10 protein-coding genes and 2 pseudogenes are annotated in these 13,585 nt (G+C 63.8%); 8 read left to right on the top strand and 4 right to left on the bottom strand.

Translation table 11 applies throughout. The annotated features are described in order from the left end of the window. The 4 genes from EOA23_RS23590 to EOA23_RS23575 form a co-directional block, all read right to left on the bottom strand. Positions 1 to 387 (bottom strand): alcohol dehydrogenase catalytic domain-containing protein (locus tag EOA23_RS23590; protein ID WP_189341684.1); only part of this gene is annotated, 387 nt, incomplete at its 3' end. A 110-nt stretch (positions 388 to 497) separates the two neighbouring features. Then, entirely contained in the window at positions 498 to 2,288 is a 1,791-nt protein-coding gene (locus EOA23_RS23585) for a TRAP transporter large permease subunit (RefSeq protein WP_189341683.1), read from the bottom strand. After that, positions 2,285 to 2,890 carry a TRAP transporter small permease subunit gene (locus EOA23_RS23580; RefSeq protein WP_127305908.1) on the bottom strand — a complete coding sequence of 202 codons (606 nt, stop codon included), beginning with the start codon at positions 2,888 to 2,890 and terminating at the stop codon, positions 2,285 to 2,287. The genes EOA23_RS23585 and EOA23_RS23580 overlap by 4 nt, the downstream gene beginning before the upstream one ends. A 290-nt stretch (positions 2,891 to 3,180) precedes the next feature. Beyond that, entirely contained in the window at positions 3,181 to 4,086 is a 906-nt protein-coding gene (locus EOA23_RS23575; protein ID WP_127305907.1) for a branched-chain amino acid ABC transporter permease, read from the bottom strand. 93 nt (positions 4,087 to 4,179) lie between these two features. On the opposite strand from EOA23_RS23575, the gene EOA23_RS23570 reads away from it, so the two are divergent. The 8 genes and pseudogenes from EOA23_RS23570 to EOA23_RS23535 all read left to right on the top strand — a co-directional run. After that, entirely contained in the window at positions 4,180 to 4,788 is a 609-nt protein-coding gene (locus EOA23_RS23570) for a CGNR zinc finger domain-containing protein (RefSeq protein ID WP_127305906.1), read from the top strand. Next, positions 4,781 to 5,311: a hypothetical protein gene (locus EOA23_RS23565; protein ID WP_042645179.1), complete on the top strand. Its 531-nt coding sequence runs from the start codon at positions 4,781 to 4,783 to the stop codon at positions 5,309 to 5,311. Before EOA23_RS23570 ends, EOA23_RS23565 begins: the two co-directional genes overlap by 8 nt. 184 nt (positions 5,312 to 5,495) lie before the next feature. Continuing rightward, positions 5,496 to 8,981 (top strand): annotated as a pseudogene (locus tag EOA23_RS23560) (indolepyruvate ferredoxin oxidoreductase family protein); the annotation flags it as partial. A gap of 149 nt (positions 8,982 to 9,130) precedes the next feature. Continuing rightward, entirely contained in the window at positions 9,131 to 11,446 is a 2,316-nt protein-coding gene (locus EOA23_RS23555) for an EAL domain-containing protein (RefSeq protein ID WP_126063117.1), read from the top strand. Between the two features lie 335 nt (positions 11,447 to 11,781). After that, positions 11,782 to 12,543, top strand: a complete 762-nt coding sequence (locus EOA23_RS23550; protein WP_126063116.1) for a hypothetical protein — start codon at positions 11,782 to 11,784, stop codon at positions 12,541 to 12,543. 143 nt (positions 12,544 to 12,686) lie between these two features. Further along, entirely contained in the window at positions 12,687 to 12,836 is a 150-nt protein-coding gene (locus EOA23_RS23545) for a DUF3096 domain-containing protein (RefSeq protein WP_082056395.1), read from the top strand. A 148-nt stretch (positions 12,837 to 12,984) separates the two neighbouring features. Further along, positions 12,985 to 13,209, top strand: a complete 225-nt coding sequence (locus EOA23_RS23540; RefSeq protein WP_042645175.1) for an aa3-type cytochrome c oxidase subunit IV — start codon at positions 12,985 to 12,987, stop codon at positions 13,207 to 13,209. Between the two features lie 85 nt (positions 13,210 to 13,294). Continuing rightward, positions 13,295 to 13,585: pseudogene (locus EOA23_RS23535) on the top strand (NAD(P)(+) transhydrogenase (Re/Si-specific) subunit alpha); the annotation flags it as partial.

Raw genomic sequence — 13,585 nt, 5'->3', positions numbered from 1 at the left:
CCGGAAGGCCTGCTTGTGCGGCATCAGCACATAGTCGGCAAAGCCGCCGTCGCGATGGATGCCGATGGCGCTGAGATTGCTGCAGAGATTGACGCGGCCGGCATGGCAGTGGGCGCAGCGCCCGCAGGAGATGTTGGGATCGCCGGTGACGCGGTCGCCCACGGCAATGCCGGACACTGCCGCGCCGACGGCTTCCACGATGCCGGAGAATTCATGGCCGAGCGTCACCGGCGGCGTGCAGGGGAACTCGCCGTGGAAAAGGTGCCGGTCGGTGCCGCAGACGCCGCAGGCCTCGATGCGCACGAGAACATCCTCGGGTCCGGGAACGGGCTTGGGAATCTCGCGCAACCCGATCTTGCCCACCGCTTCCAACCGCACGGCTCTCATGGTCCACCTCAGAGCAATTTCAGGAAAAGTGTGAAGCGGTTTTCCGTCCGAAATTGCGTCAAAACAAAGAGATAGGACATTTCGGCGTTTCTGTGAAACGGTGAAATGTCCTAGTTGAATTTGGGCGGCTGCGAGAGGTCGGGCGCCGGTGCCGCCGGCTTGGCCGGCGCGTCGCCGAAGCTGGGCGGCTGCGACAGGTCGGGCGTGCCTGGCGCCGCCGGCGCGCCGCCATTCGCGGGCGCCGCGCCGTTATTGGCGGGCGGCGTGCCGAGCGGCGACAGCGAAGGCATGTCGGGCAGCTTCAGGTCTATCGTGCTGGGCTCCACCGCCGCTCCCTTGTAGCGCATGACCATCTGCGGGAAGGCGATGGTGAGCCCGATCATGATCACCTGAATGCAGACGAACGGCACGGCGCCCCAATAGATCTGCCCGGTAGAGACCGGCGCGATCTGCTTGCCGGTGATCCTGTCCAGGTAAGGCACGCGGGCCGCGACCGAGCGCAGGTAGAACAGCGCGAAGCCGAATGGCGGATGCATGAAGCTGGTCTGCATGTTGACGCCGAGCAGCACGCCGAACCAGATCAGGTCGATGCCGAGCTTGTCGGCGGCGGGCGCCAGCAGCGGCACGATGATGAAGGCGAGCTCGAAAAAATCGAGGAAGAAGGCAAGCACGAAGACCAGGATGTTGACGCCGATCAGGAAGCCCGTCTCGCCGCCGGGCAGCGAGGTCAACAGATGCTCGACCCAGATGTGGCCGTTGACGCCGTAGAAGGTCAGCGAGAAGACGCGCGCGCCGATCAGGATGAACAGCACGAAGGAGGAAAGCCTGGTCGTCGAGGCGAGCGCCTGTTTGACGACGTCGAGCGTCAGCCGCCCCTTGGCCGCCGCCATGATCAATGCTCCGACCGAGCCCATGGCGCCGCCCTCGGTCGGCGTGGCGATGCCGAGGAAGATCGTGCCCAGCACCAGGAAGATCAGCGCCAGCGGCGGGATCAGCACGATAACCACCTGCTGCGCCAGCTTGGACATCATGTTGATGCGCAGCCGCTGGTCGACGATGGCGGCGACATAGATGACGATGACGCCGACGGCGAAGCCGAGGATGTCGGCATTGTCGCCCTGTGTCGGTGCAAGATAGCGATAGGCGCCGTAGGAGATCGCGCCGGCAATCAGCAGCGCCACGATCAGCGACAGTACGCCGTGGCCGAGCGTGCGGGCCTCGAGCGGCAGCGCCGGCATCGAGTTCGGCCGGACGATCGACATGATCAGGATGTAGAGCATGTAGATGCCGGTCAGCACGATACCCGGGATCAAGGCGCCGGCATACATGTCGCCGACCGAGCGGCCGAGCTGGTCGGCGAGCACGATCAGCACCAGCGAGGGCGGGATGATCTGGGCAAGCGTGCCGGAGGCCGCGATGACGCCCGCCGCCAGCCGCCGGTCATAGCCGTAGCGCAACATGATCGGCAGCGAGATCAGCCCCATGGCGATGACCGAGGCCGCCACCACGCCGGTCGTTGCGGCCAACAGCGCGCCGACGAAGATGACCGCATAGGCAAGGCCGCCGCGGATCGGCCCGAACAGCTGGCCGATCGTGTCGAGGAGGTCTTCGGCCATCCCTGAGCGTTCGAGCACGATGCCCATGAAGGTGAAGAACGGTATCGCCAGCAGCGTGTCGTTGGACATCACCCTGGTGCCGTAGAAATTGTCCGGCAGCGCATGCAGCAGCGGCCAGGCGAGGTTGATCGACCCGCCGGAATAGGGCGAGACCAGCACGCCGATGAAGAAGAACAGCAGGCCGTTGGCGGCGAGCGAGAAGGCGACGGGGTAGCCGATCAAAAGGAAGATGATCAGGGAGGCGAACATGATCGGCGCCATGTTCTGCGCGATGAACTCGATCATGGGCGGACCTCGCCGGCAATGGCTTTGGCTTCCTCGGCCAAGGCCTCCGCCTCGAGCCTGGCCTGCTCATGCGCCGATATGAAGGGATTGGGATCGTCCATGTCGCCGCGCATAATGGCGATCTTCTTGATGATCTCGGAAACGCCTTGCAGGGCCAGCAGGAAGAAGCCGACGAGCAGGATGGCCTTGGCCGGCCAGACGATCAGGCCGCCGGCGTTGGTCGACATCTCGCCGCTGTGGAAGGACAGCGACACATAAGGCACGAAATAGACCACCATCAGCACGACGAAGGGCATCAGGAAGAACAGGTGGCCGAAGAGGTCGATCCAGTGCTGCACGCGCCGCGAGAACATGCCGTAGACGATGTCGATGCGGATATGGTCGTTCTGCTTCAGCGTGTAGGCCGCGGCCAGCATGAAGGCGGCGCCGAACAGATACCATTGCAGCTCGAGCCAGGCATTGGACGAGGTGTCGAACACCTTGCGGATGACGGCATTGCCGGCGCTCACGAGGATCGCAAGCAGGATCAGCCAGGAGACCCACCGGCCGATGAACTCGTTGATGCGGTCGATCGTCCTGGATAGAGCGAGAAGCCCTGCCATGCATATCCTCCCTGACAATGCGGCGCGCCCGATTCCCCCTCCGGTGTCGCGTCGCCTGGCCCAACGGTATGCAGTGCGTGGTCCGGCAGGTCAACATGGCAAAGCCGCGCCGAACAGATCGATAAGCCGCGCAGAGGCGGAATGCCGCCGCCTGACGATGCGTCATGCAACCAAAGTCTGGGATGCTTAAAGCATGTCTCCCGAAAGTGGGAACCGGTTTCGGGATAAAGACATGCGTAAAACCAAAAATCTAAAGCTCATGGAGCGAATCTGAAAGATCGCGACGCGCTTTAGGCGATCTTGGCCTGGTCGCGCCCGGCGCCGATCAGCACCAGCATGGCGACGAGGAAGAGATAAATCCAGGCGTCGCGCCATTCGAGCGGGAAGTAGCCGGCCCAGAGCGATTCAGCCATGCCGAAGGCCGCGGCGCCAAGGGCCGCCCGAAGCGGCGACAGGTAGCCGCCGACCGCCGTCACGAACAGGATCTTCAGCCCGTAGACCAGCCCGGTGCCGAAGGAGACATTGCCGTAGTAGAGGCCGGCAAGCACCCCGGCCAGGGCCGCGCAGAAACCGCCGAACAGCACGGCGCGGCGGAACACCGCGCGCACATCGACCCCGCACATAGCCGCTGCCTGCGGATCGTCGGAGACGGCACGCCAGGCGCGGCCGAAGCGCGAATGCGAAAACAGCCAGGCCGCCAGCGCCACCAGCGCGACGACCCCCGCGCAGTCAAGCAGCTGGATGACGGTGAGCGTGACCTTGAACCCTTCACCTTCGGCGAAAATGACGGGATCGGCGAGCATCGGCGGCAGCCACAGATCATGCGTGTCGGCGGCGATGCGGCTCGCCTCCGACAGGAAGATCAAGATGCCGAGCGTCGTCACCACGATGGCGTTGGGCGAGCGGTCGGCGAGCCTCTCGAACACGCTGCGCGACAGGACGTGGCTGATCAGCGCGGCGTAGAGCAGGGCCGCGGCCACGCCGAGCGCCACCGCGGCGGCGAGCGTCAGCCACAGCGCCTGATAGCCGAAGGCGGCGGTCAGGATCATCGTCTGGCCGCAAAAGGCGAACAGCGCGCCATAGGCTAGGTTGGTGCGGTGCAGGATGCCGTTGGTCAGCACATAGCCGAAGGCGAGCAGCGCGTAGAGCGCGCCTGAATGCAGCCCGTTCAGCACCTGCTGGAAGAAATAGAGCATGCGGCGTCCTTGGGGCCGCATGACGCGACCTGCATGGAGCGTTACATTCGGAATCTAACTTGTCAAATGCGTTTTATCGGTTAGATTTCCCTTATGACGGTTTCCTGGACCCCGCACCGCTTCACCGGCGGCATTCTTGCGCTCGATACGGCGAACACCGTGGTGCTGCGCAACGATCCGCAAAAGTCCTTCGACCGCTTCGAGGATCCGGCCGAGATCGCCCGTTTCGCCGAGGCGGCAAGCGGCTTCCGCGCCGCCGAGCTCGGCGGCCGGCGGCTGCGGGCGCCGGAGCCGGGCGAGATCAAGCCAACCGTCATCTCGATCCGCGAGGCGACTGACCGCCTGTTTCGCCATGCCGTATCGAACGGCGCGGTGGCGACAAGCCACCTGCCGGATTTCCTCACGGCCTGCGCCAGCGGGCTGTCGGGCAGCGCGACCGAGATCCGGACTCCGGGCCAGCCTTTCGGCGACCCGCAAACGCCAATCGCCTTCGAGGCGGCTTTGGCCGTCTCGGCGCTGTCGCTGCTGCGCGACGAAACGGTGGCGAGGCTGAGGATCTGCCCCAATTGCAGCTGGCTGTTCGTCGACCGCAGCCGCAACGCCAGCCGCTTGTGGTGCGACATGGCTGTCTGCGGCAACCGCCAGAAGGCAAACCGCTATTACCGCCGCCGCACGGCGGGGAGGGAGGTTCCCAATGCTTAGAAAACTGTCGCGTTCGGCTTTGATCGGCGCCGCTCTGGTCGCCGCTGTCGCGCTCGGCGCCTGCCGCGACACCGGCAAGGACCAGCTCTTCGCCATCTCGGGAAAACTGTTCGAGTTCAACTACCGGCTGGCCATCGCCACCTATGTCATCACGCTGAAGCCGCTGCGGCCGATGGTCGACGGTCAGGTCGCGGTGGTGAGCTTCCAGAATCCCGCCGGCGGCGACCCGCTCATCGTCAACCAGAAGATCTGGCCGAAGCTGCCGCACATCACGCTCACCAGCCCGCCGCTCACCTGCGTGGTCAAAGATAAACCCTATTCCGTCTCGATCCGCATCGAGGATGCGAGCGGCACGCTGCTGCAGAGCATCGATACCACGATGACCTCGTCCGAGGACCAGACGATGCTGCCGGACCGGCCACTGGTGATCGGGCCGAAATACGAGCTCAACCCGGACCTTGCCGGCCATCCCGACGGCAAGCTGCCCGATGCCCAGAAGCCGGATTGCTCCAAAGCGACCTGAGCCGCGAAATTTTTGTTCCTCACAAAGCGGTTAGCATGATCTTGCATGCGCCGCCGGCCACTCGCCAGACCGTTTGTTGCGTGTTATCTGGCCTCTGTGATTTTGTTTGACCTCACCGCCTAGGGACGAAAGACTGCGACGTCCCACTCCGACGTTGGCTGCCTGATTTGAGGCGCCTCCGCAGAGGAAATACCTGATGACGCTGCACGACGTCGCGCTCGACGACAAGTTCGACCTTGGCAAGGAGCGCATCTTCCTATCCGGCGCGCAGGCCGTCGTGCGCATGCTTCTGATGCAGCGCGAGCGCGACCGCCGCGCCGGCCTCAACACCGCGGGCTTCGTTTCCGGCTATCGCGGCTCGCCGCTAGGCGGCCTCGACATGCAGCTGTGGCGGGCGAAGAAGCAGCTTGCGAAAGCCGACATCGTCTTCCAGCCGGGCCTCAACGAGGAACTCGCCGCCACCGCCTGCTGGGGCTCGCAGCAGACCGAATTACTGGGCGAGGGCACGCATGATGGCGTTTTTTCGATCTGGTACGGCAAGGGCCCGGGGGTCGACCGGTCCGGCGACGTCTTCCGCCACGCCAATCTTGCCGGCTCTTCCAAGCATGGCGGCGTGCTTGCCCTGATGGGCGACGACCACATGGCCGAATCCTCGACCAACGCGCATGCCACGGAATTCCTCTTTGTCGACACCATGGTGCCGATCCTCAATCCGGCCGGCGTCCAGGAGATCATCGACTACGGCCTCTACGGCTTTGCCATGTCGCGCTTCGCCGGCACCTGGGCGGCGATCAAATGCGTCAAGGACAATATCGAATCGACGGCCTCAGTCGACGCCTCGATCGAGCGTCTGGGTATCGTCATTCCCGAATTCGACATGCCGCCGGGCGGCTTGAACATCCGCCACGAGATCGACATGCTCGGCCAGGAAGAGCGGCTGCACGAGTACAAGCGCGCCGCCGCCTCGGCCTTTATCCAGGCCAATGGGCTGAACCGCATCGTCTATTCCGGGGGCCGCAATCCCAAGCTCGGCGTCATCACTATCGGCAAGAGCTATCTCGACGTCCGCCAGGCGCTGGAGGATATCGGCATCGACGAAGCGGCCGCCAACCGCATCGGCATCCGCCTGTTCAAGGTCGGCTGTCCGTGGCCGTTGGATTTCCAGCACATCGCCGACTTCGCCCGCGGCCTCGACACCATCGTCGTCGTCGAGGAGAAGCGCTCGCTGATCGAGGTGCAGCTGCGCGAGAACCTCTACGGCACCGCCACCCAGCCGGTGATCGTCGGCAAGAAGGACGAGCGCGGCGACTGGCTGTTTCCGGCCAAGGGCGCGCTGGATCCGAACGAAATAGCGATTGCGCTCGGCGAGCGGATCCTGCGCACCATTGGCCCGTCCGAGGAGATCGCGGCGCGGGTGGCGAAGCTGCGCCAGTTCCAGGCGATGCTCGCCGACACGCTCGATATCGGCTCGCGCACGCCCTTTTTCTGCTCGGGCTGCCCGCATAATTCCTCGACCAAGGTGCCGGACGGCTCGCTCGCCGCCGCCGGCATCGGTTGCCATTTCATGGCGCTGTGGATGGACAGGAACACCGTCGGCTTCACCGCCATGGGAGGCGAGGGCGCGCAATGGGTCGGACAGGCGCCGTTCTCCAAGCGCGACCACATCTTCCAGAATCTCGGGGACGGCACCTACAACCACTCCGGCGTGCTGGCGATCCGCTTCGCGCTGTCCTCCGACGCCAACATCACCTACAAGATCCTCTACAACGATGCTGTCGCCATGACCGGCGGCCAGCCGCATGAGGGCGGCCTGACCGTCGACATGATCGCCAGGCAAGTGCGCGCCGAGGGCGTCGAGCGCATCGCCGTCGTCACCGACGAGCCTGGCAAATATGCCGGCAAGGCCGATTTCCCGGCCGGCATAACCATCCACCACCGCGACGATCTCGATCTCGTCCAGCGAGAATTGCGCGAGGTGAAAGGCGTTTCGGTGCTGCTCTACGATCAGACCTGCGCCGCGGAAAAGCGCCGCCGGCGCAAGCGCGGCACCTTCCCCGATCCGGACAAACGCGTCTTCATCAACGAGCTGGTCTGCGAAGGCTGCGGCGATTGCGGCGTACAGTCCAACTGCGTCTCGATCCAGCCGGTCGAGACCGAATTCGGCCGCAAGCGCCGCATCGACCAGTCGAGCTGCAACAAGGATTTTTCCTGCCTCAACGGCTTCTGCCCGTCCTTCGTCACCGTGCATGGCGGCAAGATCAGGAAGGCCGAAGGCATTGCCGGCAGGGCCGATCCGTTGGACGGCGTGCCCGCGCCGGTGGAATTCCGCATGGGCAACCAGGGCTGGGCGGCGATCATCGACGGCGTCGGCGGCACCGGCGTCGTCACCGTCGGCGCGGTGCTCGGCATGGCCGCGCATCTGGAAGGCAAGGGTTGCGGCATGATCGACATGGCGGGCCTCGCCCAGAAGGGCGGCTCGGTCTTCACCCATGTCCGCATCGCCCCGACGCCTGAGGACATTCACGCCATTCGCGTTTCGGCCGGCAAGGCCGACCTCGTGCTCGGCTGCGATCTCGTCGTCTCCGGCGCCAAGAAGGTGCTGGGCGCGGTGCGCGAGGGCCACACGATCTTCCTCGCCAACACCGCCGAGATCATGCCCGGCGAATTCACCCGTTCCGCCGACTTCTCGCTGCCGGTCGAGCGGCTGAAGAAGGCGATCCGGGCGGCTGCCGGCGACGACAAGGCGCATTTCTTCGACGCCACCCGCACCGCGACCGCCCTGTTCGGCAATTCGCTCGGCGCCAACATGTTCATGCTTGGCTTCGCCTTCCAGCATGGCGGCCTGCCGCTTTCGGCCGAAGCCGTTGAAAAGGCGATAGAATTGAACGGCGAAGCGGTGGCGATGAATATCGCGGCTTTCCGCTGGGGCCGCCGCGCCGCGCATCAGCCCGATTTCGTGCGTGGCCTGGTCGCCCAGACCGGCAAGCCTGCGTCCAAACCGGCCGAAACGCTGGACGATGTCGTCGCCCGCCGCGTCGCCTTCCTCACCGCCTACCAGAACGCCGCCTACGCCAGGCGCTACGCCGACCGCGTGGCGGCGTTGCGCGCCGCCGAGGCGAAGGCGATTCCAGGCTCGACGGTGGTGACTGAAGCGGCGGCGAAAAACCTCTTCAAGCTGATGGCGATCAAGGACGACTATGAGGTGGCGCGTCTTTATACCGACGGCACTTTCGCCGCCGACCTCGCCAAGCAGTTCCAGAGCTACGAGAGGCTTGAATTCCATCTCGCGCCGCCGATCCTCGGCCGCCGCGGCAATGACGGCAAGCCCAGGAAATCGAGCTTCGGCCCGTGGATGATGAAGGGCTTTCGGCTCCTGGCGGCGATGAAGGGCCTGCGCGGCACCGCCTTCGACCTCTTCGGCTACACGGCCGAGCGGCGCATGGAGCGGCAATTGCTGAGCGAGTATGAGGCCGATCTCGACCTCATCGCCGGCGCGCTGGCGCCGGGCAGGGTGGAGGCCGCGACGGCCCTGGCCTCCGTGCCGGCATTGATCCGCGGCTACGGCCATGTCCGGCAGGCCAGCGCCGCGAAGGCGGCGGGCGAGCGCTCGCGCTTGATCGAGCGCCTGGCCCAGGCTCCGGCGGAGCCGACGCTTCGCGCCGCCGAGTGACCGCGCCGGCGCATTGACGGCGCGCCAGAACTCCCGGATTCCCTGGTCTGTCCCGCCTGCTGCAACCCTCCGCAACCGGGATTGAACGCCGTTCTAAGCCTTTCTTAAGGCGGGTGTGGCATGACAAGGCGTAGCGTTGGGCCAGCGGCATGGGTAGAACAAAGACCGAGAACATCCCGGCGGATGTCTATATCCAGTTCGTGCGGGCATTGTTCGACAACGCCGGCATGGTTGCGATCGGCGGCGTATGCTACTGGATTCTCGGGTTCATGGTCTACCTGCGTACGCAGGATCTGCTTTATCTGACGTTGGCTTTCGTCATGCTATCGGCCAGCCTCTGGCGGTACTTCAGCATCCGAGGCTTCCATAGAGCGGGCGGCACCATAGCAAGTGTCGCAGAGGCAGAAGCGATAGAGCGCAATTACATTCTCAAAGGTAGCGCGCAGGGCCTCGCATTGGGGTCATTCTGCTTCGTGTCGATCTACCTGCGTCCTGATCAATTTGCTGAACTGGCGTCGGTCTCGTTGTCGTTGACGACCCTGGTAACGGTTGTCGGACGAAGCTACGGCTCCATGCGCATGGTCCAGATTTTTTCCTTGACCCTCGTCGGGCCCGCGGCTCTTGCGCTCATCCTGCGCATGGATATGGCTTCTGTCGTCCTCGGCTTGATGATCTTCCCGTTGACGTTCGTCACCATCAACAGCGCCGACCATGTCCGCAACGTGCTCTTCTCCGCCGTCATCGGCCACAAGCAGGCCGGGAACCTGACGCGCCGGTTCGATCGCGCGCTCAACACCATGTCGCACGGCCTGGTCATGCTAGGCCCGGACGGGCGCGTCGCGGTGGCCAATGCCGAAGCCGCCCGCCTGATGTCGCTGAGATCGGGCGACGCCTTGCTTGGACGCTCGATCCACGGCCTTTTGATGCGCGGCGTCGCCGGCGGCATGCTGGCGCCGAAAGACTGCCGCTACATCGAGGCGCAGCTGACGCGCGCCCTGCGCGAAGGCCGCGACCGCAAGGTGCTCGTTTCGCTGGCCAATGGTCAGCATTACGAATTCTCCGCCCGCGAAGGCAGCCAGGAACTCGGCGTCATCACCTTCGAGGACGTGACGGTGCGCGTCGAGGCGGAGGAAAAGATACGCTTCATGGCGCGCTACGACAATCTGACGGGCCTGCCGAACCGCGCCTATTTCCACGAGCTGGTCCGTGAGGCCATGGCCTCCGGCGAGCAGGATCGGCTCTGCGGGCTCGCGGTGCTTGATCTCGACGACTTCAAGAGCGTCAACGACACGCTCGGCCATCCGGTCGGCGACGGGCTGATCTACGCCGTGGCCGAGCGTCTCGCGGCGATTGCCGGACCGGGCATCACGGTCAGCCGCTTCGGCGGCGACGAGTTCATGATCTTCTTCGACCGCGTCGAGGACGAAAGCCACCTCGGCACCCTGCTCGACCGGATCTTCGCGGACCTGCAGGGCGAGGTGGACGTCGCCGGCCACGGCTTGCGCATCCAGGCCAGCGGCGGCGCGGTGCTGTCCAAGGTCAAGGACACCGAGGTTGATGCAATGATCGTCAAGGCCGACCTTGCCCTCTACAAGGCCAAGGAACTTGGCAAGAACAGCTGGCGGCTGTTCGAGGCGGCCATGGATGCCGCCTTCCGCAATCGCCAGCTGATGAAGGCCGACCTGCGCAATGCCGTGCAGGCCAAGGATTTGCGCGTGGTCTATCAGCCGATCGTCTCCGTCAGCACCATGCGCATCGCCAGTTGCGAGGCGCTCTGCCGCTGGGACCATCCCGACCTCGGCCCAATCTCGCCCGGCGTCTTCATTCCCTTGGCGGAAGAGATGGGCATCGTTTCCGACATCAGCACCTTCGTGCTGGAGGCAGCCTGCGCCGAATGTGCCAAATGGCCGGCGCAGACAAGCGTGTCGGTCAACCTGTCGGCCAAGGATTTCCGCAGCCGCGACATCGTCCAGAAGGTCAGGGACGCCTTGGCAAAGTCGGGCCTTGCGGCGCACCGGCTCGAAATCGAGGTCACCGAGACCGCCTTGCTCGATGACAAATCGCTGACGCGCGAATCGATCGAGGACTTGAAGGCGCTTGGCGTGCGCATCGCGCTTGACGATTTCGGCACCGGCTACTCCAGTCTGAGCTATCTCCACAAGCTGCCGCTCGATAAGATCAAGATCGACCGCTCTTTCCTGGTCGATATGAACCAGAACCGGCAGTCGCTCGATCTGCTGAAGGGCATCGTCAGCCTGTCGCGGACATTGGGCCTTTCGGTCACCATCGAAGGGGTCGAGACCTTCGAGCAGCTGAAGACGCTGGTTCATCTGGTCAAGCCGGACTTCGTGCAAGGCTTTCTGTTCGGCGCCGCGCTCAGCGCGTCGGGCATCGAGACGATGTCGAGCGTCACATGGCCATTTGTCGCGGACCTGCATATCGCCGGCAAACGAACGGCCAGCTGACCGGATTTCCCGGGCAAAGCGCAAAACGGCTTCCACTTCGCAGAATTACGACCCGTATTGAGAGCCCGCCAAATATATTGGCCGCTACAGGACAAGTGTAGGCTGGGCATGCCTCGGCGCTTTCGAAGCTCTGAATTCGAAATGATTTCATCGGTTACAACCGGTCGGTATTAGACGGTCGATCGCGTCGGGATTTGCTTTTTTCGCGCATGATCAGCGCAACTGGGGCCAGGCATTAAGGTTAACAAGAGGTAAATCAGCAGTATCGAATTTTCAGCTTGTGTCTCATTTCAACTCGAATAGCCTTAGTCGCAGGCGGAATTCGAGGACGGACAATGGATGCTGCGAGGAAGAGTGCGTCGGCCGACGCCAGCGCGAGGATGGACTCCGCGCTCAACCGGTCGATGATGGAACTGCTGGATCATGTCGAATATCGCCTCATCACGGGGGGTGAAGATCAGGAGGCGATCTATCGGCTCCGCTACAATTCCTATCGGCGCTCAGGTATGTGTGGTCCGATCGCGAGTGGGATGTTCGAGGATCGCTGGGATAATCTACCCAACGCCTATCGGTTCGGTGTCTATTGCTATGATCAATTGGTCAGCACACTGCGTTTCCATTATATTACCAGTGCGCAGCCGTACTCGCCTTCGGTCGATGCCTATCCCGAAGTCTTGCTTCCACGGCTCGCCCGCGGCGAAACCTTCATTGACGGAACCCGCTTCGCAGCCGACCCCGACAGCGCGCCGGCGCCGGGGGTGCTGCCTTTCCTGACGCTCAGGATCGCCATGGTCGCGTCCTGCTACTTCGGTCAGGACTCGGTGCTGACGCCGGTCAAGATGGAGCATTCCTCTTTTTACGTTCGTTACTTTCAGGCCGTGCAGAGGACGGAGGCTAAAGCATTTCCGGGCGTTCTTCCCCCGCTCGCACTGTTCGAAATTCCGGCCGGCGAAAACATGCGCCTGACGCTCAAACGATTGCCGTTCTTCAATTCGACGCCGATGGAGCAGCGGCTGATGTTCGGCAATCCGGCCATCAACCGGCTGACGCCCCTCTCGATCGTGCCGACGGCGAAATACTATCGCGCCGCTGCCTGAACGCGGGCCATGAACCTTTTGCCGGCTGCGGCGTTAGCAAGCAATTCCAGGAAAGTGTGAGCGGTTTTCCGGCCGGAATTGCATCACGACAAGCTTCGCAGCCGTCGGACGGGCGATCGCCTGTCAAGTGAAAGGATTCCGACATGACCATTCATTCAATCGCGCTGACGCCGCTGATCTCGTTGATCGCCGGCGTGCTGATCCTGGTGATGCCGCGGCTCCTCAACTACATCGTCGCGCTTTACCTGATCGTCGTCGGCCTGCTCGGCCTTTTTCCCCAACTCGCCGGCTGAAGTCGCCCTTGCCGCGCGGACGAGGGCGCGCCGTTCAATTTCAACTTTCATTTGAGGCTGTTGTCGCAGGCTGTGCGGCAATAGCGCCATTGCTCTTGGTTCGGCTTTTCGCTATGTGCCTCAAAGGCTTTTTCGAAGGGGTACTTCCATGGCTGATCACACGCCCGCCGGTCCGGTCGAGCTTGGCGCGCAGATGGACTATGCCGAGCACGACCGCACCTACAAGGCCTTCCTCGGCCTTGCCAAATACGGCTCGCTGGTCTGCGCCGCCATCCTCATCGCCATGGCTTTCGGCTTCTTCGTCGGCGGCTTCTTCTCGGGCCTCATCGTGTTCATCCTGATCACGGCCATCGGCACTCTCATTCTGCGGTAGACTTCCCAAGCCCATCGCCCTCGACGTCGCCGGACGTCCGGCCGACGCCTTGCGTAATCAAGGTTCCAGCCGAAAGGATCGTCCGGTGGGACAAATAGTGTTCATCCCTCGTGAGCTTGACCCGAACGAGCCGCGCGTCGCGGCCTCGCCGGAAACGGTCAAACGTCTGGCTGGTCTCGGCTTCGACGTGATCGTCGAGAAGGGCGCCGGTCTCGGCTCCCGCATCCCCGACCAGGATTTTGCTGCGGTGGGTGCCGTGATCGGCAAGGCGTCGGACGCGGGCCGGGCCGACGTGGCGCTGAAAGTGCGCCGGCCGACCGATGCCGAGCTGAAGGGCTACAAGCCGGGCGCCGCCGTCATCGCCATCATGGACCCC

Origin of the sequence: Mesorhizobium sp. M2A.F.Ca.ET.042.01.1.1, assembly GCF_003997405.1 — a bacterium.
In the GTDB taxonomy this organism is placed as follows: domain Bacteria; phylum Pseudomonadota; class Alphaproteobacteria; order Rhizobiales; family Rhizobiaceae; genus Mesorhizobium.
Note: the sequence above shows the minus strand (reverse complement) of the source record. Positions and strands in the feature narration are given on the sequence as shown.

What these genes read in the sequence shown, in the direction of transcription:
- EOA23_RS23585 (WP_189341683.1), bottom strand. Translation starts at nt 2,288, where the DNA reads ATGATCGAGTTCATCGCGCAGAACATGGCGCCGATCATGTTCGCCTCC.
- EOA23_RS23580 (WP_127305908.1), bottom strand. Translation starts at nt 2,890, where the DNA reads ATGGCAGGGCTTCTCGCTCTATCCAGGACGATCGACCGCATCAACGAG.
- EOA23_RS23575 (WP_127305907.1), bottom strand. Translation starts at nt 4,086, where the DNA reads ATGCTCTATTTCTTCCAGCAGGTGCTGAACGGGCTGCATTCAGGCGCG.
- EOA23_RS23570 (WP_127305906.1), top strand. Translation starts at nt 4,180, where the DNA reads ATGACGGTTTCCTGGACCCCGCACCGCTTCACCGGCGGCATTCTTGCG.
- EOA23_RS23565 (WP_042645179.1), top strand. Translation starts at nt 4,781, where the DNA reads ATGCTTAGAAAACTGTCGCGTTCGGCTTTGATCGGCGCCGCTCTGGTC.
- EOA23_RS23555 (WP_126063117.1), top strand. Translation starts at nt 9,131, where the DNA reads ATGGGTAGAACAAAGACCGAGAACATCCCGGCGGATGTCTATATCCAG.
- EOA23_RS23550 (WP_126063116.1), top strand. Translation starts at nt 11,782, where the DNA reads ATGGATGCTGCGAGGAAGAGTGCGTCGGCCGACGCCAGCGCGAGGATG.
- EOA23_RS23545 (WP_082056395.1), top strand. Translation starts at nt 12,687, where the DNA reads ATGACCATTCATTCAATCGCGCTGACGCCGCTGATCTCGTTGATCGCC.
- EOA23_RS23540 (WP_042645175.1), top strand. Translation starts at nt 12,985, where the DNA reads ATGGCTGATCACACGCCCGCCGGTCCGGTCGAGCTTGGCGCGCAGATG.